Source organism: Variovorax sp. P2_H12, from assembly GCF_056403395.1.
In genome coordinates, this window is record NZ_JBFUFO010000036.1 from 68176 (window position 1) to 93247 (window position 25072).

Here is a 25072-nt window from a genome sequence, read left to right on the forward strand (position 1 = left end):
GCGCACATGGCAACCATCGAATCGACCATCTCCCCCGGCAGCGAAGCCTTCAAGGCCAACCGCGACGGCATGCTCGCGCTGATCGAGCGCGTGCACGCCTGCGAGCGGCGCAGCGTCGCCACCTCGGCCAAGTCGCGCGAGCGCTTCGAGAAGCGCGGCCAGCTGCTGCCGCGAGAGCGCCTGTCGCTGCTGCTCGACCCGGGCACGCCCTTTCTCGAGATCTCCTCGCTGGCCGGCCTCGGCCTGGACAACCCCGACCTCGAGAAAAGCGTGCCGGGCGGCGGCGTGATCGGCGGCATCGGCTGGGTCTCGGGCGTGCGGGTCATGGTCAACGCCTCCGACTCGGGCATCGATGCCGGTGCGCTGCAGCCGATGGGCATCCCGAAGCAGCTGCGCATGCAGGAGCTGGCGCTCGAGAACAAGCTGCCCTACATCCAGCTGGTCGAGAGCGCGGGCGCCAACCTCATGACCTACAAGGTCGAGGAGTTCGTGACCGGCGGCAACCTGTTCCGCAACCTCGCGCGCATCTCGGCCGCCGGCCTGCCGGTGCTCACGGTGACCCACGGCTCGTCGACCGCGGGCGGGGCCTACCAGACGGGCCTGTCGGACTACATCGTCATGGTGCGGGGCCGCTCGAGGGCCTTCCTGGCGGGCCCGCCGCTGCTCAAGGCCGCGACCGGCGAGATCGCCACCGAAGAGGAGCTGGGCGGCGCCGTGATGCACACCTCGATCTCGGGCCTGGGCGACTACCTCGCCGAGGACGACCGCGACGCGATCCGGATCGCGCGCGAGATCATGGCCAACATCGACTGGAACCGCGACGTGCCCGCGGAGCCGCCGCGCCGTTTCAAGCCGCCGCGCCACGACGCCGAAGAGCTGCTCGGCATCATGCCGATGGACCACAAGCGTCCGGTCGACATGAAGCAGGTCATCGCCCGCATCGCCGACGACTCCGAGTTCCTCGAGTTCGGCGAGAACTACGGCGGCGCCACCGTGGTCGGCCACATCAAGATCGAGGGCCTGCCGCTGGGCATCGTGACCAACAACGGGCCGATCGACACCGCCGGCGCCACCAAGGCGACGCACTTCATCCAGGCCTGCTGCCAGTCGAAGACGCCGATCCTCTACCTCAACAACACCACCGGCTTCATGGTCGGGCGCGACCATGAGGAGGCCGGCATGATCAAGCATGGCTCCAAGATGATCCAGGCCGTGACCAACGCCACCGTGCCGCAGATCACGATCTATTGCGGCGCCTCTTTCGGCGCCGGCAACTACGGCATGTGCGGCCGTGGCTTCCATCCGCGCTTCTGCTTCTCGTGGCCCAACGCCAAGACCGCGGTGATGGGCGGCGAGCAGGCCGCCAAGACCATGGTCATCGTGACCGAGGCAGCGATGAAGCGAAAGGGCGAGGTCGACCAGGCCAAGCTCGACGAGATGGAGCGCCGCATCATCGACCGTTTCGACAGCCAGATGAGCGTTTTCACCACCAGTGCGCGGCTGCTCGACGACGGCGTGATCGATCCGCGCGACACCCGCGCGGTGCTGTCGAAGGTGCTGTCGATCTGCCGCGACGCCGAGCTGCGCGAGCCGCAGAAGATGCAGTTCTCCGTAGCCCGTCCCTGAGGTTCACGGCATGCAGCTGACACCCGAACACGAGGCTCTGCGCGACACGCTGAACCGCTTCATCGACACCGAGGTCAATCCCCATGTCGACGAATGGGAGCGCGACGAGATCTTTCCGGCGCACCAGGTCTTCGGCCGCCTCGGCGCGCTCGGCCTGCTGGGCCTGACCAAGCCGGTCGAGAACGGCGGCTCGGGCCTCGACTACTCGTACGGTGCGGTGCTGGCCGAGGGCCTGGCGCGCATGAACTGCGGTGGCATTCCGATGGCCATCGGCGTCCAGACCGACATGGCGACGCCGGCGCTGGCGCACCGCGGCAGCAGGGAGCTGCGCGACGAGTTCCTGGCACCCGCGATCACCGGCGAGTACGTGGCCTGCCTCGGCGTCTCCGAAGTCGGCAGCGGCTCCGACGTGGCTTCGATCAAGACCACCGCGCGCAAGGACGGCGCCGACTATGTGATCAACGGCGGCAAGATGTGGACCACCAACGGCACCCAGGCCGACTTCTGCTGCGTGCTGGCCAACACCTCCGACGGCGCGGCGCACCGCAACAAGTCCCTGATCATCGTGCCGATGAAGACCAAGGGCGTGTCGGTCGCCCGCAAGCTGCGCAAGATGGGCATGCATGCGTCGGACACCGCCCAGCTGCATTTCGACGACGTGCGGGTGCCGCAGCGCTATCGCATCGGCGAGGAGGGCATGGGCTTCATCTACCAGATGGAGCAGTTCCAGGTCGAGCGGCTGTGGGGCGCGCTCAACAACGCCGGCATGGCGCAGCGCGCGATCGACACCACCATCGGCTACACCCGCGACCGCCAGGCCTTCGGTCGCTCGGTGCTCGACAACCAGTGGGTCCACTACCGTCTGGCCGAACTGCAGACCGAGGTCGCCTGCCTGCGCGCGATCTGCTGGCAGGGCGTGGCCGAGGTCACGGCCGGCCAGGACGCGACCCGCACCGCCACCATGGCCAAGCTCAAGGCCGGCCGCGTGATCCGCGAGGTGGCCGACAGCTGCCTGCAGTTCTGGGGCGGCATGGGCTTCATGGACGAGAGCCCGATCTCGCGCATCTTCCGCGACGGCCGGCTGACCTCGATCGGTGGCGGCGCCGACGAGGTGATGCTGCAGATCCTCAGCAAGTTCATGGGCATCTTTCCCCAGCCGGCCTGAGTGCAGGCCCGACCGACGGCAAACCTTTCCGGATTCACTCTCATGACTGCCAAGACTGTTCAGACATCCAGCGCCACGCCCTTCCACAAGGTCCTGGTCGCCAACCGCGGCGAGATCGCGCTGCGCGTGATCCGCAGCGCCCGCGCCATGGGCTACCGCACGGTGGCCGTGTATTCCACTGCCGATGCCGGCGCGCGCCATGTGCAGGAGGCCGACCAGGCGGTCTGCATCGGCGAGCCGCTGCCTGCGCAGTCCTACCTGCGCATTCCCGCCATCGTCGAGGCGGCGAAACTCAGCGGTGCCGACGCGGTGCATCCGGGCTATGGCTTCCTGGCCGAGAACGAAGACTTTGCACAGGCCTGCAAAGACGCCGGGCTTGTCTTCATCGGGCCGTCGGCCGAGGCGATCGTCTCGATGGGCAACAAGGCTGGCGCCAAGACGCTGATGCAGGCGGCAGGGGTGCCCTGCATCCCGGGCTATCAGGGCGAAGACCAGGGGGAGGGCCGGCTGGCGGACGAGGCCGCTCGCATCGGCTTCCCGGTGATGATCAAGGCCACGGCCGGCGGCGGTGGCCGCGGCATGCGGCTAGTGCCTTCAGCGAAGGAATTCCCCGAGTTGCTGCGCAGTGCGCGGTCGGAGGCGCAAAGTGCATTCGGCGACCCCGAAGTCATCCTCGAACGCGCGATCGTGGAGCCGCGCCACATCGAGATCCAGGTCTTCGCCGACCGCCATGGCAACGCGATCCACCTGGGCGAGCGCGATTGCTCTGTGCAACGCCGGCACCAGAAGCTGATCGAGGAGGCGCCGTCACCCGCCGTCGATGCCGCCTTGCGCGAGCGCATGGGCGCGACCGCGGTGGCGGCCGTGAAGGCGATTCGCTATGAAGGTGCGGGCACGCTCGAATTCCTGCTCGACCGCGAAGGCAACTTCTATTTCATGGAGATGAACACGCGTCTGCAGGTCGAGCACCCGGTGACCGAGGCCGTGACCGGCCTCGACCTGGTCGAACTGCAACTGCGCGTGGCGGCTGGCGAGGCGCTGCCGCTGACGCAGGCGCAGGTGCGCTACGAGGGCCACGCGATCGAGGTGCGGCTGTGCGCCGAGGATGCCGACCAGGGCTTCATGCCGCAGAGCGGCACGGTGGCGCTGTGGAAGATGCCGACGCAATTGCGGGTCGAGGACGCGCTGCGCTCGGGCGCGGAGATCCCGCCGTACTACGACTCGATGATCGCCAAGATCATCAGCCATGGCCGCACCCGCGACGAGGCACGGCGCAAGCTCGCGGCGGGGCTGGAGGATGCGGTGGCGCTGGGCGTCACGACCAATCAGGCCTTCCTGCGCAGTTGCCTCGCGCATCCGGTGTTCGCCGCCGGCGGCGCTACGACCGCGTTCATCGGGCAGCATCAGGACGCCTTGCTGGCGCCTGATGAAGCCGTGCAGGCACGTGCTGCGGCGCTGGCGGCCGTGCTGCTCTACGAAACCACGGGCGAGCGCCGGCAGCGCGCGGCGGGCCGGCGCTTGTCGCACAACCTGCCGATCTCGCTGCGCTTCGCGGTCGGCGGCAAGGCGCAGAACGCCAGCGTGACCTTGCCGCGACAGCATCACTTCGAGGTCGCGCTCGGGGAGCGCAGCTTCGCGATCGACCTGATCGCGCTCGGCACCGACACGATCCGCTTCGTCTGCGATGGCCTGCAGGAGCAGGCCACGTGGTTCCGCGATGGTGCGATCCTGCTGCTGCAGTACCGGGGACTGGCGCTGCGCATCGAGGACAAGACCCGTGCCGCCTCGGCGCGGCAGGGCGAAGCCGGCGGCGATGGCAAACTGCGCGCCTCGATGAACGGCCGCGTGGTTGCGGTGCTGGCGGCGGTCGGCGACATGGTGCAGGCGGGGCAGCCGATCATCACGCTGGAGGCGATGAAGATGGAGCATGTGCATACGGCGCCTGTGGCTGGCAAGCTGACCGCGCTTCATGTGTCCAACGGGGAACAGGTGGCGGCGAGCCGGGTGGTGGCGGAGATCGAAGTGGTCGTGGCCGTGGCCGCGCCCGCGTGAGGTGGTCCTCCGATGAGATTGCTTTCCCTTGGAAGGGCGCCCGGCACGCGGTACGGGCCGAACGACCCCACCGCGCCGGCCCTTCGGGCTGCCTTGCGCTGCTCGCCTTTCGCGGGGTCTCGCTCAAACTCGCTCCGCTTCGCTCCACTCAAACAGTCGCGAGCCTTGATCCGCGAAAGGCTGCGCTGCTCAGCGGCGCAGAGGGGATCGCCCGTCCCGCACCGCATGCCGGGCTCCGTGGGGGTGCGAGCAGCACGTGCGTCTCTAACGTCGAAAGCCTGCGCGCAGCGAGACCGTCGAGGCGAGCTGTGCACCCCAACGTATCAGCGGTGGCGGGCGGTATGCCCCGGGCCGGCCGTTGAGGCACCGCCGAGCAGCGCAGCGGTACGCGGAAAAAGGGCCGCGCGTGTTTGAGCGAAGCGAGTTTGCGCGGACCCCGCGTACCGCGAGCAGCGCAGGGAAGCCCGAAGGGCCGGTGACGTCGGCCGGCCCGGGGCATACCGCCCGCCATCGCCGCCAACGTCCATGCAAAAGAACAAGGAGACCTTAATGACAGAACAAGACCCATCCGTCCTCCACGAGAAGCGCGACAGAGCCTTCTGGATCACCATCAACCGCCCCGACAAGCGCAACGCGATCAACAAGGACGTGATCGAAGGCATCCGCGAGGGTTACCGCCAAGCCCATGCCGACCCCGAGGTGCGGGTGATCGTGCTCACAGCCGCCGGCGACAAGGCCTTCTGCGCCGGTGGCGACCTGCAGCCCGGCGCGGGCTTTGCCTTCGACCTGTCGCGTCCCAACATCGACTACGCCGACATGCTGCGCGAGGCACAGAACTCGACCCTGCCGAGCATCGCGCGCATCAACGGCGTCTGCATGGCCGGCGGACTGGGCCTGCTCTGCATGACCGACATGGCGATCGCTGCCGACCATGTGCAGTTCGGCCTGCCCGAGGTCAAGATCGGCCTGTTCCCGATGCAGGTGCTGAGCCTGCTGCAGCGCATCGCGCCGCGCCGCACGGTGCGAGAGTGGTGCCTGTCGGGCGAACCCTTCGATGCCGCCGAAGCGAAGGAAGCCGGCCTGCTCAACCACGTGGTTCCGGCCGCCGAACTCGACGCCAAGACCCAGTGGCTCATCGACCGTCTCGCCAACAAATCACCCACCGCGATCCGCCGCGGCAAATACGCGATGCGCGCACTCGAGGCCATGTCCTTCGACGAAGGCATCGCCTACACCGAGAGCCAGATCGCACTGCTCGCGATGACCGAGGATGCCAAGGAGGGCCTGGCCTCGTTCAACGAAAAGAGGAGGCCGACGTGGACCGGGCGCTGACCGGCGCGGCCACCGACCGCAGCGCCCACGCGGTCGGCCTGCACGAATGGCTGGCGCGCCGCGCAGGACGCGTGCCGAACCAGCCGGCGCTGAGCTGCGACGATGTGCGCTGGACCTACGGCGAGCTGCAGCAGCGCGTCGAAGCGATGTCGGCCGTGCTGGCCGCGGGCGGCGTCGCGGCCGGCGACCGGGTCGGCTACCTGGGCCTCAACGATCCGATGTTCGTGGTCGTGATGTTCGCGACCTCTCGGATCGGCGGCATCTTCGTGCCGCTCAACTTCCGGCTCAGCGGCCCCGAGCGGGCCTGGATCATCGGCGACGCCGGCCTCCACACGCTGGTCGCCGGTGAGGAGCACGTGACGGTGATCGACGGCGTACGCGGCACGCTGGCCTGCAAGCGATTCATCCATCGCGCGGGCGGTGCGCCGGACTGGGAGTCGGCCGATGCGCTGATGGCACAGGCCGCGGCGCCGCCCGCCGCGGTGCCCGCCACCGCCGACACGGTGGCCGTGATCATGTACACCTCGGGCACCACCGGCCACCCGAAGGGCGCGATGCTCACGCACGGGAACTTCTGGGCCAACAACCTCAATGAGATGCTGTTGTGGGACATGGTGTCGACCGACGTCACGCTCAACTTCGCGCCGATGTTCCATGTCGGCGGCCTGCTCTGCGGCAGCCTCTCGACGCTGCTGGCGGGCGGGCACCTGGTGCTGCAGCGCGGCTTCGAGGTCGCGGCGGTGCTGCAGGCGGTGCGCGAGCACCGCGTCACGGTCAGTTTCGGGGTGCCGGCGATGCTGCTCTTCATCAGCCAGCACCCGGACTTCGCCGAGGCCGACCTGAGCTCGCTGCGGCTGGTGGCCGTGGGCGGCGCGCCGATGCCCGAGCCGCTGCTGCGCCTTTATGCCGCGCGCGGCGTGCCGGTGCACCAGGGCTACGGCATGACCGAGACGGCCTCGATGATCACCTTCCTGAGCCCCGACCGCGCGACCGACAAGCTCGGCTCCAGCGGCACGCCGCCGCTGTTGACCGAGATCCGCCTGATCGACGCCGTGGGCGAGCCGATTACCGAGGCCGGCGTCGCGGGCGAGGTCTGCGTGCGCGGCGCCAACGTGATGGTCGGTTACTGGAAGCAGCCCGAGGCGACCGCCGCGGTGTTCACGCGCGACGGCTGGTTCCGCAGCGGCGACGTCGGCTATCGCGACGCCGAGGGCTTCCTGTTCATTTGCGACCGGCTCAAGGACATGGTGATCAGCGGCGGCGAGAACATCTACCCGGCCGAGGTCGAGAGCGTGCTCTACGACCATCCCGACATCGCCGAAGTGGCGGTGATCGGCGCGCCCGACGAGCGCTGGGGCGAACGCGTGGTGGCGGTGGTCGCGACCAAGCCGGGCAGGGCCATCACGCTCGAAGGCTTGCAGGCCTTCGCCGAGACGCGGCTCGCGCGCTACAAGCTGCCGCGAGAACTGAGGATCGTCGATGCGCTGCCGCGGAACCCGACCGGAAAGGTCCTGAAGGCAAAGCTGCGCCAGCCGAAAGCGGGAGCCTGACATGGCCGGCCCCGATGCCGCCTTCTGGCAAGCCCGCTTCGAGACCGGCACCACGCCGTGGGACCGCGGTGCCGTCAGCCCGCAACTGCTGCGCTGGCGCGGCCAGGGCGTCTTCGTGCCCGGCTCGACCGTGCTGGTGCCCGGCTGCGGCAGCGGATGGGAACTGGCGGAACTGGCGGCGGCCGGCGTCGTCGTGACCGGCCTCGACTACGCAGCCGCCGCGGTGGCCCGCAGCACGCAGCTGCTCGCTGGCCGCGGTCTTCAGGCCGAGGTGATCGAGGCCGACGTGCTGCAATGGTCGCCGCCCCGGCCGGCCGATGCCATCTACGAGCAGACCTGCCTGTGCGCGCTGCACCCCGACCACTGGACCGCCTACGCGGCGCAGCTGCACGCTTGGCTGCGCCCTGGCGGCCGGCTGCTGGCGCTCTTCATGCAGGCGCCGGCCGCCGGTGCCGCCGACGGCTTCGTCACCGGGCCACCGTACCACTGCGACATCCACGCGATGCGCGCGCTGTTTCCATCAACCCGCTGGAGCTGGCCCAAGCCGCCCTACGAGCGCGTCGTGCACCCGCTCGGCGTGCATGAACTGGCGCTGGTGCTGACACGTCTCTGAGCAAGGACACCCGATGGACTTCACCCATTCCGAGCGCTCGCTGGCGCTCCAGCGGCGCGTCGAAGACTTCATGCAGCAGCATGTCTACCCGGTCGAGAACGCCTATTACGACGAGGTTCGCGAGAGCGGCCATCCGTACCGCACGCCGCAGGTGCTGCAGGCGCTGAAGGCCAGGGCGCGCGAGGCCGGGCTGTGGAACCTGTTCCTTTCGGGGGCGCACGGCAGCGGCTTCAGCAACCTGGAGTACGCGCCAGTCAAGGAGATCATGGGCCGGGTGCTGTGGGCGCCCGAGATCTTCAACTGCTCGGCGCCCGACACCGGCAACATGGAGGTGCTGGCCCACTTCGGCACCGAGGCCCAGCAGGCGCAATGGCTGGCGCCGCTGATGGCCGGCACGATCCGCTCGGCCTTCTCGATGACAGAGCCGGCGGTGGCGTCGAGCGATGCGACCAACATCCAGTGCGAGATCCGGCGCGACGGCGACGACTACGTCATCAACGGCCGCAAGTGGTTCACCTCGGGCGCGCTCAACGAGGACTGCACGCTGCTCATCGTGATGGGCAAGTCCGCGCCCGACCATCCCGAGCGGCACAAGCAGCAATCGATGATCCTGGTGCCCAAGGCCACGCCCGGCGTGCGCATCGTGCGCGACCTGACGACCTTCGGCTACGACGATGCGCCGGTCGGCCATCCCGAGATCGTCTACGACAACGTGCGGGTGCCGGCTTCGAACATCCTGCTTGGCGAGGGCCGCGGCTTCGAGATCGCGCAGGGCCGGCTCGGACCCGGACGCATCCACCACTGCATGCGTCTGATCGGCTGCGCCCAGCGCGCGCTCGAGCTGATGTGCCAGCGTGCCGCCACGCGCGTCGCCTTCGGCAAGACGCTGGGCGAGCAGGGCTCGGTGCGCGAGGACATCGCGCATTCCTACTGCGAGATCGAGCAGGCCCGGCTGCTGACGCTGAAGGCGGCCGACAAGATGGACCGCGAGGGCAACAAGGCGGCGCGCGACCTGATCGCCGCCGCCAAGATCGTGGTGCCGAGCATGGCGGCGCGCGTGATCGATCGTGCGATCCAGGTCTTCGGCGGCGCCGGCGTGTCGCAGGACACCTTCCTGCCGCGCGCCTACGTCTACGCGCGCTTCATCCGCATCGGCGACGGACCGGACCAGGTGCACCTGTCGGCGGTCGGCAAGCAGCTACTGCAGCGGCACGGCGCGCAGCGATGACCCACGCCGTCGTCAGTGCGCCGCCGCTGGATCTGGATCGGCTGGGCGCCTGGCTGCAGGCCCAGGTGCCCACGTTCCACGGCCTGCTGGAAGCGCAGCGCCTGGTCGGTGGCAACTCGAACCCGATCTGGCTGCTGCAGGCGGACAGCGGCCGCTACATCCTGCGCACGCAGCCGGCCGGCGAACTGCTGAAGTCGGCCCATGCGCTGGACCGCGAATTCCGGTTGTTGACGGCGCTGCATGGCGGCGCGGTGCCGGTGCCGCGCATCCATGTGCTGTGCAACGACCTCGGCGTGGCCGGCGTGCAGTTCTACCTGATGGATTTCATCGAGGGCGTGGTGCATCGGCACGTGGCGCTGCCCGAACTGCCGATCGGGCGCCGCCGTGCGGTCTATGGCGCAGCCATAGACTCGCTGGCCGCGATCCATCGCACGGACATCGATGCGCTGGGCCTCGCCGACTTCGGCCGGCCGGGCAACTATTTCGAGCGCCAGTTCCATCGCTGGTGCCAGCAGTACCGCACCGCGATGCCCGAGGGCGACCCCGAGATGGAGCGCCTGATCGCCGCGCTCGAACGCGCGATGCCGCATGGCGAGCATCGGGTGGTGCTGCTGCATGGCGACTCGCGGCTCGACAACCTGATGTTCGCGCCCGGTGATGCGGGCGATCCGCGCGTCGTCGCCGTGCTCGACTGGGAGCTGTCGACCCTCGGCCATCCGCTGGCCGATCTGGGCCAGTTCCTCGCGGTGCAGTCGCTGCCCGCCGACTACCTGCTGCCCGGCCTGGCCGGCGTGGACCGCGCGGCGCAGGGCCTGCCGAGCGAGACCGAACTGCGCGAACACTATTTCCGCGCGATGGGCGAGAGCCCGGTGGCCGACCTGCGTTTCTTCAAGGCCTTCGCGATGTTCCGCCAGGCCGCCATGTCGGCCGGCCTGCGCCGCCGCGCCGCGTTGGGCACTGCGGTGGCCGAAAGCGCGCTGCACTTCGGCCTCACGATGGCGGTGTTCGCCCGCGTGGGGCTCGACATCCTCGATCGCTCCGACTGACTCACAAGGACAAGCCATGCCCGCTCCCGCCAACCCCTTCGGCCTGCACGGCAAGGTCGCGCTGGTCACCGGCTCGACGCACGGCATCGGTGCCGCCACGGCCCGCGTGCTGGCCCAGGCCGGCGCCCACGTGCTGGTCAGCAGCCGCAAGCCCGACGAATGCGAGCAGGTGGCCCAGGCCCTGCGCGACGAGGGCCTGAGCGCCGAGGCGCGGGCCTGCCACATCGGCCGCATGGAGGACATCGCCGCGATGTCGGCCCACCTGGCGGCGGCGCACGGCGGACTCGACATTCTGGTCAACAACGCGGTGCTGAGCCCCTGGCGCAGCATCGACGACACCGACCCGGCGCTGTTCATGAAGACCGTCGAAGTCAACCTGCGCGGCTACTGGTATCTCTCGGTGGAAGCGACGAAGCTCATGAAGCCGCGCGGCGGCGGCAGCATCGTCAATATTTCCTCGCTGTCGGCCTGGCACCCGGAGAAGATGCTCGGCCTCTACGGCACGCTCAAGACCGCGCTGCTCGGCATGAGCCGGGTCTTCGCGCTCGAGTATGGCGAGTTCGGCATCCGTGCCAACACCGTGTTGCCGGGCGTGATCGACACCCGGCTGGCGCAGGCCTTCGACGGCGAGGCGCGCGAGCGCATCCTGAAAAAGACGCCGGTGCAGCGCCTCGGCCTGCCCGAGGAGATCGGCTATGCCGTGCTCTACCTGAGTTCGCCGGCCGGTGCCTTCGTCACGGGCGCCAGCCTGGCGGTCGACGGCGGCATGTCGATCTCGATGATCTGAAGCCTTATCTCTCCAAGGAACCATTCCCATGAAAGCAGTGCTCGCCAAGCGCCACGGTCCGCCGGAATCGCTGGTGCTCGAAGAAGTCGCGTCGCCGGTGCCTGGCGACGGCGAGGTGCTGGTCTCGGTGCATGCCAGCGCGGTGAATTTTCCCGACACGCTGATCATCGAGAACAAGTACCAGTTCAAGCCGGCGCTGCCGTTCTCGCCGGGCGGCGAGGTGGCGGGCACGGTCAAGGCGGTGGGGCCGGGCGTCGCGGGTTTCGCCGAGGGCGACCGCGTGATCGCGGTCTGCGGCTGGGGCGGCTACGCCGAGGAGGTGCTGACCGACGCGCGCAAGCTGGTGCGGCTGCCGGCCGGCATCGCGATGGAAGCGGCGGCGGCGCTGGTCATCACCTACGGCACCTCGCACTACGCGCTCAAGGAACGCGCCGACATCCGGCCCGGCGAGACCCTGCTGGTGCTCGGCGCGGCCGGCGGCACCGGCATCTCGGCGATCGAGCTGGGCAAGCTCATGGGCGCGCGCGTGATCGCCGCCGCGTCCTCCGATGAAAAGCTCGCGCTGTGCCGGCAGGCCGGCGCCGACGAGACCATCAACTACGCCAGCGAAGACCTGCGCGAGCGGCTCAAGACGATCACGGGCGGGCGCGGCGTCGACGTGGTCTACGACCCCGTAGGCGGCCAGTACACGGAGCCGGCGCTGCGCAGCATGGCCTGGAAGGGCCGCTACCTGGTGATCGGCTTCACCACCGGCGAGATCCCGCGGCCGCCGCTCAACCTGGCGCTGCTCAAGGGCTGCGCGATCGTCGGCGTGTTCTATGGCGGCTTCGCCCAGGCCGAGCCGCAGCGCTACGACGAATTGATGCAGGAGCTGCTGGGCTGGCTGGCCGAAGGCCGCATCCGGCCGGTGATCACCGGGCGCTATCCGCTGGAGCGGGCGGCCGAGGCGCTGCGGCTGGTGGCCGACCGGCGGGCGACCGGGAAGATCATGCTGAGCACCGCGCTGGGGCGGGCGTCGGCCGCCTGAGTCAGTCCAGCCCGCTCTGCCAGCGCCGCATGCCGCGCAGCCAGCGGTCGGTGTCGGTGGCCTTGCGCTGCATCTGCTCGTGGATGAAGGGCTGCGGCAGGATCAGGAAGCGCTCCGCGCGCAGGCCCTCGACCACCGCGTCGGCGACCGCATCGGCGCTCACGATGCCTTCGGCCATCAGCGCGCGGCGTTCCGGCGTCTCGGCGTCGAGCAGCGGCGTGTCGACGCCGCCCGGGCACAGGCAGCTGACGCCGATGCCGCGCCCTCCGTAGGTGATCGACAGCCATTCGGCGAAGGCCACCGCCGCGTGCTTGCTGACCGCATAGGGCGCATCGAACTGCGACAGCAACCCGGCTGCCGAGGCGGTCTGCAGCAGGTAGCCGCCGCCGCGCGCGAGCATGCGCGGCAGCAGCGCGCGGGCGGCGTGCACGTGCGCCATCAGGTTGACGGCCATCACGCGCTGCCAGTCGGCATCGGGCAGTTCGGGGCCGCCGCGCGCCGTGATTCCGGCGTTGGAGCAGAACAGGTCGATCGGGCCGTGCCGGGCTTCGCAGTCGTCGATCAGGCGCCGCAGATCGGCTTCCACCGTGACGTCCACCTCGGCCGCGTGGCCCCCGATGGCGATGGCCAGCTCCGCGGCCTGCGCAGCGTGGCGGTCCGCGATCACCACGGCGCGCGCGCCTTCCCTCGCGAAGCGCCGGGCCATCGCGGCGCCGATGCCGCTGGCACCGCCGGTGACGACCACCACCTTGTCTTTCAGTTCCATGCGCCAAGCCTAGGCTGGCAAGGCGGCCTCGTCTTGCGCCCAGCGGCTGCACGTCAGCGGCTGGACGCAAGAACTTTGCGGCCCGCGCCACCAGACTGCGGCCATGCCCGCCCGCTTCGGAACCCCCGCCCCATGAAAGCCGCCGTCTTCCGCGGCAGCGACCGGCTACTGGCCATCGAGGACCTGCCGCTGCCCCAGGCCGGCCCCGGCGAGCTGGTGCTGCGCGTGCACTACTGCGGCGTCTGCGGCTCGGACCTCCACGCCACGCATCCGGGCCTGTTCACGGTCAAGGAGGGCACGGTGCTGGGCCACGAGTTCGCCGGCGAGGTGGTCGAGAGCGGCGCGGCCGGCTGGAAGGTCGGCGAGCGCGTCACTGCGCTGCCCAACAACGCCTGCCGCGACTGCACGGACGAGGGTTATCGCGAATGCCGAGACGGCCTCGGCATGATCTGCCCGAACAACCGCTTGACCGGCTTCAGCCCGAACCGCCCCGGCGCCTTGGCCGAATACGTCAAGGTGCCAGCGGGCCAGGCGATCCGCCTGCCGGGCGCGGTGAGCGCCCGCGAGGGCGCCATGATCGAGCCGCTGGCGGTCGGGCTGCATGCGGTGCAGTCGGGCCAGGTCGGCCTCGGCAGCAAGGTGCTGGTGATCGGTGCCGGGCCCATCGGACTGGCCGTGACCGCCTTCGCGCGACAGGCCGGCGCCACGCGGGTGATGGTCAGCGAACGCGCGCCCGGCCGGCGCGAGGTCGCGGCGCGCTTCGGCGCCACGGCGCTGGTCGATCCCTCGGCGGAAGAAGTCGGACCGGCCTTCGCACGCCACGCCGGCGGTCCGCCCGATGTGATTTTCGAATGCGTGGGCGTCGCCGGGTTGATCCAGCAGTGCATCGAGTTGGCCCCGCCGCGCGGGCGCATCGTGGTGGTGGGCGTCTGTGCCACCGAGGACCGCGTGGTGCCGCAGCGCGCCATGGCCAAGGAGCTGAACCTGCAGTTTGTCATGGGCTACGCCAAGGCCGACTGGCGGCGGGTGCTGGACCTGCTCGACGCCGGGCGGGTCGACCCGTCGGCGATGCTGACCGATGTGGTCGGCCTGGCGCAGCTGCCCGAAGCCTTCGAGGCGCTGCGGCGTCCGACGACGCAGATCAAGCTGCTGGTGGCGCCGGGCGGCGGTGAAGCCCCGGTCAGCCTGTAGACGCAAGAGATTTGAAAGTCCCTTTGCTACCTTTGGCTGACTCCTCGACCCTCCCGAACGCACCACCCGACGCCATGAACTCCCCCGTGACTTTGAGCCGCCATGGCGATATCGCGCTGCTGCGCATCGACAACCCGCCGGTCAACGCGCTGTCGCCGACGGTCGTGGCCGGCCTGGTGACGGCCATCGATGCCTTCGAGGCCGACGCCAGCTACAAGGCGCTGCTGGTGCATGGCGAGGGCCGCACCTTCGTCGCCGGCGGCGACATCTCCTCCTTCGACCTGCCGGACTTCACGACCCAGCCCTTCAACGGCACGCTGGCACGGATCGAGGCGCTGGGCCGCCCGGTGGTGGCCGCGCTGCACGGCACGGTGCTCGGTGGCGGCCTGGAACTGGCGCTCGCCTGCCATTGGCGCGTCGCCCATCCCAAGACCCAGCTGGGCCTGCCCGAGGTCAAGCTCGGCATCCTGCCGGGCTCGCTGGGCACCCAGCGCCTGCCGCGTGTGGTCGGCGCCGAACTGGCGCTCGACATGATCGCCAGCGGCCGCAGCATCGGCGCCGCCCAGGCCTTCGAACTCGGGCTGGTCGACGAACTGAGCGAGGCCGCGCCGCTGCAATCCGGCATCGCCTTCACCGAGGCGCTGCTGGCGCGCGGCGCCGGTCCGCGCCGCATCAGCGAGCGCGCGGTCGCGACCGAGTCGCTGGCACCGGACTTCTTCGAGCGCGCGCTGGCCGAGGCCGCGCGCCGCAAGCCTTTTCATCCGTCGGCGCGCAACATCGTGCTGGCGGTTCAGGCTTCCACCTTGCCTTTCGCCGACGGCGAGGCCGCCGAGGCCCGGCTGTTCGAGGAACTGCGCATCTCGCCCGAGTCGAAGGCGATGCGCCACCTCTTCTTCGCCGAGCGGCTGGCCTCCAAGATTCCCGGGCTGCCGCGCGACACGGCGCTCAGGCCAGTGCGCTCGGTCGGCGTGCTCGGCGCCGGCACCATGGGCGGCGGCATCGCGATGAACTTCGCCAATGCCGGCATCCCGACCGTGCTGGTCGAGACCTCGCAGGCGGCGCTCGACCGCGGCCTCGGCATCATCCGCGCCAACTACGAGGCCAGCGCCGCCAAGGGCCGGCTCACGGCGGCGCAGGTCGAGGCGCGCATGGCACTGCTGCGCGGCTCGCTCGATGACTCCGCGCTGGGCGACTGCGACCTCGTGATCGAAGCCGTGTTCGAGAACATGGCGCTCAAGAAGCAGGTCTGCGCCCGGCTCGGCGCGGTCTGCAAGGCCGGCGCGATCATCGCGACCAACACCTCGACGCTCGACGTCGACGTGCTGGCCGAGGCCACGGGCCGCCCGGCCGACGTGGTCGGCATGCATTTCTTCAGCCCGGCCAACGTCATGCGCCTGCTCGAGGTGGTGCGCGGCGCGAAGACGGCGCCCGACGTCCTTGCCACGGTGATGCAGCTCGCGCGCACGATCCAGAAGGTGGCGGTGGTGTCGGGCGTCTGCTACGGCTTCATCGGCAACCGCATGGCCGAGGTCTACATGCGCGAGGCCGAGTTCCTGATGATGGAAGGCGCCAGCCCGGCGCAGATCGACGGCGCGGTCGAGGCGCTCGGCATGGCGATGGGCCCCTGCCGCATGCTCGACATGGCCGGCATCGACGTCGGCGCCAAGACCGTCATCGAATACGGCAAGGCCGGCGGCCTGCCGCCCGACGACAGCTACCGCGCCGTGGTGCGCAAGATGTTCGAGCTCGGCCGCTTCGGCCAGAAGACCGGTGCGGGCTACTACCGCTACGACGGCCGCAAGCCCGTGGACGACCCCGAGACCGCGCGCATCGCCGCCGAGCTGGCGGCGCAGCACGGCATCGCGCGGCGCGGCGACATCCAGCCGCTGGAGATCGTCGAGCGCCTGCTGTATCCGCTGATCAACGAAGGCGCGCGCATCCTCGAAGAGGGCATCGCCTACCGCCCGGGAGACATCGACATGGTGTGGGTCGCCGGCTACGGCTTTCCCGACCACCGCGGCGGCCCGATCCACATGGCCGATGCGATCGGCCTGCCGGTGATCGCCGAGCGTCTGGCGCACTACGCGAAGACGCGCGGCAATCCCTACGGCTACTGGACCCTTTCGCCGCTGCTGGCTTCGCTGGCGGCGGACGGCAAGCGACTCTCCGACTGGCAGGCCGCCTGAACAACCTCACACGGGAATCCCATGAAAGAAGCTGTCATCGTCTCCACTGCCCGCACGGGCATCGGCCGCGCCTACAAGGGTGCGCTCAACCACACCAAGTCTCCGACCATGCTGGCGCACGCGATCTCGCATGCGGTGCAGCGCGCCGGCGTCGAGGGCGCGGAGATCGAGGACGCGGTGATCGGCTGCGTGCTCTCGGCCGGCACCGCCGGCATGAACCTGGCGCGCAATGCCGTGTTGGCCGCGGGCCTGCCCGACACCGTCTCGGGCCAGACCCTGGACCGGCAATGCGCCTCGGGCCTGATGGCGATCGCCACCGCGGCCAAGCAGGTCATGGTCGACGGCATGGACGTCGTGATCGCCGGCGGGCACGACAACATCACGGCGGTGCAGGAGGCCTACATGGGCTGGGTCGCCAAGGAAAAGGATCCGAAGGTGATCGCCCGCGCCGCGAATGCCTACATGCCGATGCTGCAGACCGCCGAGTTCGTGGCGAAGAAGTACGGCATCAGCCGCGAGGCGCAGGACCGCTATTCGCTGGTCTCGCAGCAGCGCACCGCCGATGCCCAGCAGGCTGGCCGCTTCGACGCCGAGATCGTGGCCTTCGAGACCACCATCGCGGTGGTCGACAAGAACACCAAGGAAGTCTCGTTCAAGGACGTGACGCTCTCGCGCGACGAAGGCAACCGCCCCGAGACCACGCTCGAAGGCCTGGCCTCGCTCAAGCCCGTGATCGAAGGCGGCGTGGTGACGGCCGGCAACGCGAGCCAGCTGTCCGATGGCGCCTCGGCCTGCGTGATCATGGAGCGCGGCCTGGCCGAGCGCCGCGGCCTGGCGCCGCTGGGCATCTACCGCGGCATGGCGGTGGCCGGCTGCGCGCCCGAGGAAATGGGCATCGGTCCGATCTACGCCATTCCGAAGCTGCTCAAGCAACACGGCCTCAAGGTCTCTGACATCGGCCTGTGGGAGCTCAACGAGGCCTTCGCCTGCCAGGCGATCTATTGCCGCGACCACCTGGGCATCGACCCCGCGATCTACAACGTCGACGGCGGCGGCATCTCGATCGGCCATCCCTACGGCATGACCGGCGCCCGCGTGGTCGGCCATGCACTCATCGAGGGCAAGCGCCGCGGCGTCAAGTACGTGGTGGCGACGATGTGCGTCGGCGGCGGCATGGGCGCCGCGGCGCTGTTCGAAGTCGCCTGAATCCGCAACGACAAGAAAAGACGAGAGACACATGGACGACCGCACTCTGATCGACAGCCTCCGGCGCCAGCTGCGCGAGCGTCCCGACGCGGTGGCCTACCGCCGGGGCGAGCGCAAGCTCAGCTTCACCGACGTCGAACGCACGACCAACCGCATCGCCAACGCGCTGGCCGCAATGGGCGTCGGCCGCGACAGCCGCGTCGCGGTGCTCACCAAGCACCACATCGAGACCTTGTTGCTGACGCTGGCCGCCTGCAAGCTCGGCGCGGTCTGCATGCCGGTCAACTGGCGGCTGGCCGCACCCGAGATCGCCTACATCCTGAAGGACGGCGAGGCGCCTTTCCTGATGGCCGACCAGGCTTTCATTCCGACCGTGCGAGAGGCCGGACTCGACAACGTCAGGACGCTGGTCTGCAGCGAGCAGGCGCACGACGGATTGCAGTCTTTCGAGCAGTGGCATGCGGGCCACGACGACAGCTTCACGCCGGTCGAAGCCGATAAGAACGATGCGGCGCTGCAGCTCTATTCTTCCGGCACCACCGGCCTGCCCAAGGGCATCGTGCTGAGCCATGCAGGCCTGCTGTCGACCTCGCGCGTGGTTGCCAAGGAGTGGGAGTTCGACCAGCGCCACGTGCTCGGCAACCCGCTGCCGGTGTTTCACGTCGCCGGCATGACCATGCTGCTGCTGACGCTCTACACCGGCGGCCAGACCAGCGCCTACTCGGAGTTCGATCCGGCCGGCTACATCCGGGCCATCGGCGAGCACGGCATCACCCACACCTTCATCGTGCCCGCGATGATCCTCTTCATGCTGCAGGTGCCCGAGGTGAAGCGCGGCGACTACAGCCGCCTGCAGCTGATCGCCTACGGCGGCTCGCCGGTCAGCGAGACCACCTTGCAGCAGGCCTTCGAGACCTTCGGCTGCAAGTTCCTGCAGGTCTACGGACTGACCGAGGTCTCGGGCCCGGCCACCTTCCTGATGCCCGCGGACCACCGCGCGGGCGATGCCGAACTGCTGCGCTCGGCCGGCCGCCCGATCGGCGGCGGGCGGCTGCGCATCGTCGACCCGGTGTCGCTGAAAGACCTGCCCGACGGCGAGGTCGGCGAGATCTGGATCGAGTCGGACCGAAACCTGAAAGAGTACTGGCGCAACCCCGAAGCCACGGCCGCGGCCTACCCCGAGGGCCGCAACGCCAACGGCGGCTGGTTCCGCTCGGGCGATGGCGGCTACCTCAAGGGCGGCTATCTCTACATCAACGACCGCATCAAGGACATGATCCTGTCGGGCGGCGAGAACATCTATCCGGCCGAGGTCGAAAACGTGCTGATGCGCCATCCGGCCGTGGCCGACGGCGCCGTCATCGGCGTGCCCGACGCGACCTGGGGCGAGGCGGTCAAGGCCTGCGTGGTGCCGCGCCCCGGCATGGCCGTGACAGAGCGCGAGATCATCGACTTCATGCGCGCCAACCTGGCGCACTACAAGTGCCCGAAGTCGATCGACATCGTGGCCGAGCTGCCGCGCAACCCGAGCGGCAAGGTGCTCAAGCGCGTGCTGCGCGAACCCTACTGGCGCGGCCGCACGCGCGCCATCGGTTGAATTTACGAAACCGTGAAACGGCCCGGCGAGGCCGTCCGCCCATCCACCTGGAGACATGACATGCCTTTGAAGAAACTGATCGCCGCCGCCTTCGGCGCCCTCGCGCTGCTGGGCGCGATGTCCGCCGTGCAGGCACAGGACAAGCCCATCAAGATCGCGCTGATCGCGAGCAAGACCGGGCCGTCGGAAGCCTATGCGCGCGACACCGAACGCGGCCTGCGCCTGGGCCTCGAATACCTCACGCAGGGCTCGATGACCGTGCTCGGCCGCAAGATCGAGGTGATCGTCAAGGACGACCAGATGAAGCCCGAGCTGTCGAAGGCGATGCTCACCGAAGCCCTGTCCGACGACAAGGCCGACATCGCGGTCGGCACCTCGTGGTCGGGCGGCGCGCTGTCGATGGCGCCGGTGGCCGAGGAGTACAAGAAGGTGCTCATGGTCGAGCCGGCCATTGCCGACTCGCTGACCGGCTCGGCCTGGAACCGCTACCTGTTCCGCGCCAGCCGAAACTCCTTCCAGGACGCGCTGGCCAGCGCCGCCGGCCTGAAGGAAGGCGACAACCTGGCCTTCCTGGCGCCCGACTACGTGTACGGGCGCGACGGCGTCAAGGCTTTCAAGGAGGCCATGGCAGCGACCCAGAGCAAGGCCAAGATCCTGCACGAGGAGTTCATCCCGCTGTCGACCACCGACTTCACGGCACCGATGCAGCGCATCTTCGACGGCATGAAGAACGCCACCGGCCGCAAGTACCTGGTCGTGATCTGGGGCGCGCCGAACCCGATCCGCAAGATCTCCGAACTGAACCCGGGCCGCTACGGCATCGAGTTCCTGTCGATCGGCGGTGCCAACCTCGAGAACACCAAGCCCTGGAAGGGCCTGGACGTGACCGGCGGCACTTTCTACTACTACGGCTTCCCGAAGAACGCGATGAACGACTGGCTGGTCGCGGAGCACCAGAAGCGCTTCAAGATGCCGCCGGACCTGTTCACCGCCGGCGGCTTCGTGACCGCGAGCGCGATCATCGCGGGCCTCAAGAAGGCCGGATCGGCCGACTCCGAGAAGCTGATCGCCGCGATGGAAGGCATGGAGTTCGACACCCCCAAGGGCAAGATGAGCTTCCGCAAGGAAGACCACCAGGCGATGCAGGCGCAGTACCAGTTCAAGATGAAGAAGGCGCCCGCCAGCGAGTGGGACCTGCTCGAGTTGGTGCGCGAGATCCCGGCTTCCGAGATGCCGGTGCCGATCACCGTGAAGCACTGAGCATGGCGGCTCCCAGTGCACCGGTGCTTGCGAGCACCGGGCTCAGCATCCAGTTCGGCGGCCACGTGGCGGTCAACGAGGTGACGACGCAGTTCGCCGCCGGCACCTTGACGGCCATCGTCGGCCCGAACGGCGCCGGCAAGACGACCTACTTCAACCTGCTGTCGGGCCAGCTGCGCGCGAGCGCGGGCAGCGTGCACTTCAAGGGCGAGGACATCACGCGCCTCAACGCGGCGCAGCGCACCAGCAAGGGCATCGGCCGCGCCTTCCAGCTGACCAACCTGTTCCCCAAGCTCAGCGTGCTCGAGAACGTGCGGCTGGCGGTGCAGAGCCGTCACAGCGCCGGCTTCAACATGCTGGCCGTGTGGCGCAGCCGCCGCGACCTGATCGACCAGGCCGCGCACTACGTGGCGCAGGTCGGGCTGGCGGCGCGCGCGGGCGACGTCTCGGCCAAGCTGCCGCACGGCGACAAGCGCAAGCTCGAGGTCGCGATCCTGATGGCGCTGGAGCCCGAGATCCTGATGTTCGACGAGCCCACCGCGGGCATGAGCGTGGACGAGGTGCCGGTCATTCTCGAACTGATCGGCCGACTCAAGACGCAGGGCGACAAGACGATCCTGCTGGTGGAGCACAAGATGGACGTGATTCATTCCCTGGCCGACCGCATCATCGTGCTGCACAACGGCCGGCTGGTGGCCGACGGCCTGCCGGCCGAGGTGATGGCCTCGCCGATCGTGCAGGAAGCCTACCTGGGCAAGCGCAGCGCGCCGCGGCCGGCGAAGGCGGTGGCCCATGCCTGAACCAGTACGCAACGATGCCGGCGGCATGCTGCTGACGCTGGCCGGCGTCCACACCCACATCGGCGAGTACCACATCCTGCAGGGGGTCGACCTGCAGGTGCCGCGCTCGGGGCTCACGGTGCTGCTGGGCCGCAACGGCGCCGGCAAGAGCACCACGCTGCGCACCATCATGGGCCTGTGGCATGCGAGCGCCGGCCGCATCGTGTTCGACGGCCAGGACATCACGGCGGCAGAGACGCCCGCCATCTCGCGCAGCGGCATCGCCTTCGTGCCCGAGGACATGGGCATCTTCTCGGGCCTCACGGTGCAGGAGAACCTGCGCCTGGCGGCCATCGGCGGCGCCTTCGACGACGAGCGGCTCGAATGGATCTTCGGCCTGTTTCCTGCGCTCAAGCGCTTCTGGCTGCGACCGGGCGGAACGCTCTCGGGCGGCCAGAAGCAGATGGTCGCGATCGCCCGCGCGATCATCGAGCCGCGCAAGCTGCTGCTGATCGACGAGCCGACCAAAGGCCTCGCGCCGGCGATCGTCGACAACCTGGCCGAGGCTTTCGAGCAGCTCAAGGCGCGCGACACCACCATCCTGCTGGTCGAGCAGAACTTCAACTTCGTGCGTTCGCTGGGCGATCACGTGGCCGTGATGGACGACGGTCGCATGGTGCACAGCGGCTCGATGGAAGAACTGTCCGAGGACGAAGGCCTGCAGGCACGCCTGCTCGGCCTGCATGCAGGAGCCGTGCATTGAACGCCGCCACCCACCCCACATCCCAGCCCGCCCCTGCCGCCGAAGCGGCGCAGGCACTGGAGGCGCTGCCGGGCCGCAAGCGCGACCTCGTGCCGGGCCTGCTGATCCTGGCCTTCATCGGCCTGGCGCTGCCGGTCATCGGAAGCTTCCCGACCTGGGTCACGCTGACCGTCGCCGCGCTCGCCATGGGCATGATGCTGTTCATCATGGCCAGCGGCCTGACGCTGGTCTTCGGCCTGATGGACGTCATGAACCTCGGCCACGCGGCCTTCGTCGCGGTCGGTGCCTACACCGCCACGCTGCTGGTCGGGCCGCTCAGGGGCCTGCTCGAGTCCGAATCGGTGTGGGCCAGCCTGGCGGCCATCACGGCGGTCATCGCGCTGTCGATGGTCGTCACGGCCGCGCTCGGCTGGGTCTACGAGCGCCTGTTCGTGCGGCCGGTCTACGGCGACCACCTCAAGCAGATCCTGATCACCATCGGCGCGATGATCATCATCGAGCAGATCGTGCTGGTGCTGTTCGGCGCCAACCAGATGATGCTGCCGATGCCCGAGGCGCTGCGCGGCTCGCTGCTGCTCGGCGATGTCGCGATCGAGCGCTACCGGCTGGTGGCGGTGGCGGTGGGGCTCGTGGTCTACGCCGGCCTCACGCTGCTGCTGGTGCGCACGCGGGTCGGCCTCCTGATCCGCGCCGGGGTCGAGAACCGCTCGATGGTCGAGGCCCTGGGCTACCGCATTCGCAACGTCTTCGTCGCCGTCTTCGTCGGCGGCTCGGCGCTGGCCGGCCTGGGTGGCGTGATGTGGGGCTTCTACCGCGAGCAGTTCACGGTCGCGATCGGCGCCGAGGTGCTGGTGCAGATGCTGATCATCGTGATCATCGGCGGTCTCGGCTCGGTCACCGGCTGCTTCGCCGGCGCGATGCTGATCGCGCTCAGCACCAACTACGTGAGCTTCCTGCTGCCCGACATGGCGCTGGTCTCCAACATCCTCGTGATGATGGCGGTGCTGCTGTGGCGGCCGCAGGGCCTCTATCCGGTCAACAAGCATTAGGCGGGCGCCATGTTCAACACGATCCTCTCGGGCGACCTGCCGCGCAGCCGCTGGCTCACGGCGCTGCTGGTGCTGGTGGTGGCCTACCTCGCGACCGCGCCCTTCCTGTTCTCGGGCGCGCGCTCGCTCAACGTGGCGGCGACCATCTGCGTCTTCGTGGTCCTCGTGGCGTCCTTCGACCTGCTGCTGGGCTACTGCGGCGTGGTCTCGTTCGCGCATGCGATGTTCTACGGCATCGGCGCCTACGGCGTCGCGATCGCGATGTACAAGCTCGGGCCGACCTGGAGCGCGATGCTGGTCGGCGCGCTGTCGGGACTCGGCGTGTCGCTGCTGCTGTCCTTCCTGATCGCGCTGGTGTCGCTGCGCGTGAAGGCGATCTTCTACACCATGATGACGCTGGCGGTGGCGGCCGCCTTCGGCGCCCTGGTGACCCGCGTGAGCGGCCTGACCGGCGGCGACGACGGCCGCACCTTCAAGCTGCCCGAGTCGCTGTCGCCGGGCTTCCGGCTGTTCGAGAACGACATCCTCGGCACCACGGTCAACGGCAAGGTGCTGGCCTACTACCTGGTGTTCGCAAGCGCCGTGCTGCTGTTCCTGCTGATGCTGCGGGTGGTCAATTCGCGCTTCGGCCGCGTGCTGGAGGCGATCCGAGAGAACGAGTTCCGGGCCGAGGCGATCGGCTACCGCACGCTCTACTACCGCGTGGCGGTCAACTGCCTGGCTGCCGCGCTGGCCACCTGCGCCGGCATCCTGATGGCGCTGTGGCTGCGCTATGTCGGGCCGCAGACCACGGTCGGTTTCAACGTGATGCTCAACATCCTGCTGATGGCGGTGATCGGCGGGCTCGGCACGGTCTACGGCGCGGTGGTCGGCGTGGCGCTGTTCGTGGTGGCCGAGAACTACCTGCAGAGCCTGATGGGCGGCATGACCGGCTCGCTCGGCGGGGTGCCGCTGCTGGCGGCGCTGTTCCACCCCGATCGCTGGCTGCTGTGGTTCGGCACCGTCTTCGTGCTGTCGGTCTATTTCTTCCCGAGCGGCATCGTCGGAAAGCTGCGGGCGTCCACCAGGGAGGTGTTGTGAATCCATCGGTCGTGCTCGTCGAAGTGCGGGGCAGCGTGCAGATCATCACGATCAACCGTCCGGCGGTGCGCAATGCGATCAACAAGGAAGTGGCGGTCGCGCTGGCGGCGGCGTTGTCGGAACTCGATGCGCGGCCCGAACTGCACGTGGGCATCCTCACCGGCGCGGGCGGCTCCTTCTGCGCCGGCATGGACCTGAAGGCCTTCGCAGCCGGCGGCGACGAGCCGGTCGTCGAGGGCAGGGGCTTCGCCGGCATGTGCGAAGCGCCGCGCGCCAAGCCGCTGATCGCGGCGGTCGAGGGCCATGCAGTCGCCGGTGGTTTCGAGATCGCGCTGGCCTGCGACCTGATCGTGGCGGCGCGCGGCGCCAGCTTCGGCCTGCCCGAGGTCAAGCGCGGGCTGGTCGCCTCGTCGGGCGGCCTGATGCGGCTGCCGCACCGCGTCTCGCGCAATCTTGCGATGGAGATGGCGATCATCGGCGACCCGATCTCCGCCGAGCAGGCGGCCGCCTGCGGGCTGGTCAACCGGCTGGTGGAGAACGGCGGCGCGCTCGATGCGGCGCTGGAACTCGCTCGGCGCATCGACGCCAACGCGCCGCTCGCGGTCGCGGCCAGCAAGCAGATCGTGGATGCTTCGCGCACCTGGACCGACGACGAGATGTTCGAGCGCCAGCGGCCGGTGGCGCGCAAGGTCAATGGCTCGTCGGACGCGCGAGAAGGCGCGACGGCCTTCGCGGAGAAGCGCGCGGCGGCCTGGCAGGGCCGCTGAGG

General features: G+C 69.3%; 21 protein-coding genes. 20 read left to right on the top strand and 1 reads right to left on the bottom strand.

What is annotated here, in order from left to right; all coding sequences use genetic code 11:
• Window positions 1–6 precede the first annotated feature (6 nt).
• The 10 genes from AC1DYK_RS25930 to AC1DYK_RS25975 all read left to right on the top strand — a co-directional run bounded on the left by AC1DYK_RS25930 (window position 7) and on the right by AC1DYK_RS25975 (window position 12426).
• A complete protein-coding gene (locus AC1DYK_RS25930; RefSeq protein ID WP_478168901.1) occupies window positions 7–1626 on the top strand; it encodes an acyl-CoA carboxylase subunit beta in 1620 nt (539 codons plus the stop codon).
• 10 nt (window positions 1627–1636) lie between these two features.
• Window positions 1637–2791, top strand: a complete 1155-nt coding sequence (locus AC1DYK_RS25935; protein ID WP_478168902.1) for an acyl-CoA dehydrogenase family protein — start codon at window positions 1637–1639, stop codon at window positions 2789–2791.
• Between the two features lie 42 nt (window positions 2792–2833).
• Entirely contained in the window at window positions 2834–4843 is a 2010-nt protein-coding gene (locus AC1DYK_RS25940) for an acetyl/propionyl/methylcrotonyl-CoA carboxylase subunit alpha (RefSeq protein WP_478168903.1), read from the top strand.
• A gap of 549 nt (window positions 4844–5392) precedes the next feature.
• Window positions 5393–6175 carry an enoyl-CoA hydratase/isomerase family protein gene (locus AC1DYK_RS25945; protein WP_478168904.1) on the top strand — a complete coding sequence of 261 codons (783 nt, stop codon included), beginning with the start codon at window positions 5393–5395 and terminating at the stop codon, window positions 6173–6175.
• Window positions 6160–7725, top strand: a complete 1566-nt coding sequence (locus tag AC1DYK_RS25950; RefSeq protein WP_478168905.1) for an acyl-CoA synthetase — start codon at window positions 6160–6162, stop codon at window positions 7723–7725. Before AC1DYK_RS25945 ends, AC1DYK_RS25950 begins: the two co-directional genes overlap by 16 nt.
• Before the next feature lies 1 nt (window position 7726).
• Complete coding sequence (locus tag AC1DYK_RS25955; RefSeq protein WP_478168906.1) at window positions 7727–8338, top strand: methyltransferase domain-containing protein; 612 nt, start codon at window positions 7727–7729, stop codon at window positions 8336–8338.
• 13 nt (window positions 8339–8351) lie between these two features.
• Window positions 8352–9566, top strand: a complete 1215-nt coding sequence (locus AC1DYK_RS25960) for an acyl-CoA dehydrogenase family protein (protein ID WP_478168907.1) — start codon at window positions 8352–8354, stop codon at window positions 9564–9566.
• Window positions 9563–10612: a phosphotransferase family protein gene (locus tag AC1DYK_RS25965; protein WP_478168908.1), complete on the top strand. Its 1050-nt coding sequence runs from the start codon at window positions 9563–9565 to the stop codon at window positions 10610–10612. Before AC1DYK_RS25960 ends, AC1DYK_RS25965 begins: the two co-directional genes overlap by 4 nt.
• Window positions 10613–10628: 16 nt before the next feature.
• The gene (locus AC1DYK_RS25970) at window positions 10629–11399 is read left to right on the top strand and encodes a glucose 1-dehydrogenase (protein WP_478168909.1); all 771 of its coding nucleotides are present in this window, start codon (window positions 10629–10631) and stop codon (window positions 11397–11399) included.
• A gap of 28 nt (window positions 11400–11427) precedes the next feature.
• Window positions 11428–12426: an NADPH:quinone oxidoreductase family protein gene (locus tag AC1DYK_RS25975; protein ID WP_478168910.1), complete on the top strand. Its 999-nt coding sequence runs from the start codon at window positions 11428–11430 to the stop codon at window positions 12424–12426.
• 1 nt (window position 12427) lies between these two features.
• On the opposite strand, the gene AC1DYK_RS25980 is transcribed toward AC1DYK_RS25975, so the two are convergent.
• Entirely contained in the window at window positions 12428–13192 is a 765-nt protein-coding gene (locus AC1DYK_RS25980; RefSeq protein WP_478168911.1) for an SDR family oxidoreductase, read from the bottom strand.
• 132 nt (window positions 13193–13324) lie between these two features.
• Here AC1DYK_RS25980 and AC1DYK_RS25985 point away from each other — a divergent pair, with 132 nt between their 5' ends.
• The 10 genes from AC1DYK_RS25985 (at window position 13325) to AC1DYK_RS26030 (ending at window position 25070) form a co-directional block, all read left to right on the top strand.
• A complete protein-coding gene (locus tag AC1DYK_RS25985) occupies window positions 13325–14383 on the top strand; it encodes a zinc-binding dehydrogenase (protein WP_478168912.1) in 1059 nt (352 codons plus the stop codon).
• Window positions 14384–14457: 74 nt separating this feature from the next.
• Window positions 14458–16569: a 3-hydroxyacyl-CoA dehydrogenase NAD-binding domain-containing protein gene (locus AC1DYK_RS25990; RefSeq protein ID WP_478168913.1), complete on the top strand. Its 2112-nt coding sequence runs from the start codon at window positions 14458–14460 to the stop codon at window positions 16567–16569.
• A 21-nt stretch (window positions 16570–16590) separates the two neighbouring features.
• Entirely contained in the window at window positions 16591–17775 is a 1185-nt protein-coding gene (locus AC1DYK_RS25995; RefSeq protein WP_478168914.1) for an acetyl-CoA C-acyltransferase, read from the top strand.
• A gap of 31 nt (window positions 17776–17806) precedes the next feature.
• Window positions 17807–19372, top strand: coding sequence for a long-chain-fatty-acid--CoA ligase (locus AC1DYK_RS26000; protein ID WP_478168915.1), 1566 nt, complete (start codon window positions 17807–17809; stop codon window positions 19370–19372).
• Window positions 19373–19432: 60 nt separating this feature from the next.
• Entirely contained in the window at window positions 19433–20632 is a 1200-nt protein-coding gene (locus AC1DYK_RS26005; protein ID WP_478168916.1) for a substrate-binding domain-containing protein, read from the top strand.
• Between the two features lie 2 nt (window positions 20633–20634).
• Window positions 20635–21432 carry an ABC transporter ATP-binding protein gene (locus AC1DYK_RS26010; protein WP_478168917.1) on the top strand — a complete coding sequence of 266 codons (798 nt, stop codon included), beginning with the start codon at window positions 20635–20637 and terminating at the stop codon, window positions 21430–21432.
• Window positions 21425–22174, top strand: coding sequence for an ABC transporter ATP-binding protein (locus tag AC1DYK_RS26015; protein ID WP_478168918.1), 750 nt, complete (start codon window positions 21425–21427; stop codon window positions 22172–22174). The genes AC1DYK_RS26010 and AC1DYK_RS26015 overlap by 8 nt, the downstream gene beginning before the upstream one ends.
• Complete coding sequence (locus AC1DYK_RS26020; RefSeq protein ID WP_478168919.1) at window positions 22171–23223, top strand: branched-chain amino acid ABC transporter permease; 1053 nt, start codon at window positions 22171–22173, stop codon at window positions 23221–23223. The genes AC1DYK_RS26015 and AC1DYK_RS26020 overlap by 4 nt, the downstream gene beginning before the upstream one ends.
• 9 nt (window positions 23224–23232) lie before the next feature.
• Window positions 23233–24303 carry a branched-chain amino acid ABC transporter permease gene (locus AC1DYK_RS26025; RefSeq protein WP_478168920.1) on the top strand — a complete coding sequence of 357 codons (1071 nt, stop codon included), beginning with the start codon at window positions 23233–23235 and terminating at the stop codon, window positions 24301–24303.
• Window positions 24300–25070 (top strand): crotonase/enoyl-CoA hydratase family protein, encoded by a 771-nt coding sequence (locus AC1DYK_RS26030; protein WP_478168921.1) that lies wholly within the window; start codon window positions 24300–24302, stop codon window positions 25068–25070. Before AC1DYK_RS26025 ends, AC1DYK_RS26030 begins: the two co-directional genes overlap by 4 nt.
• The last annotated feature ends 2 nt before the right edge of the window (window positions 25071–25072 follow it).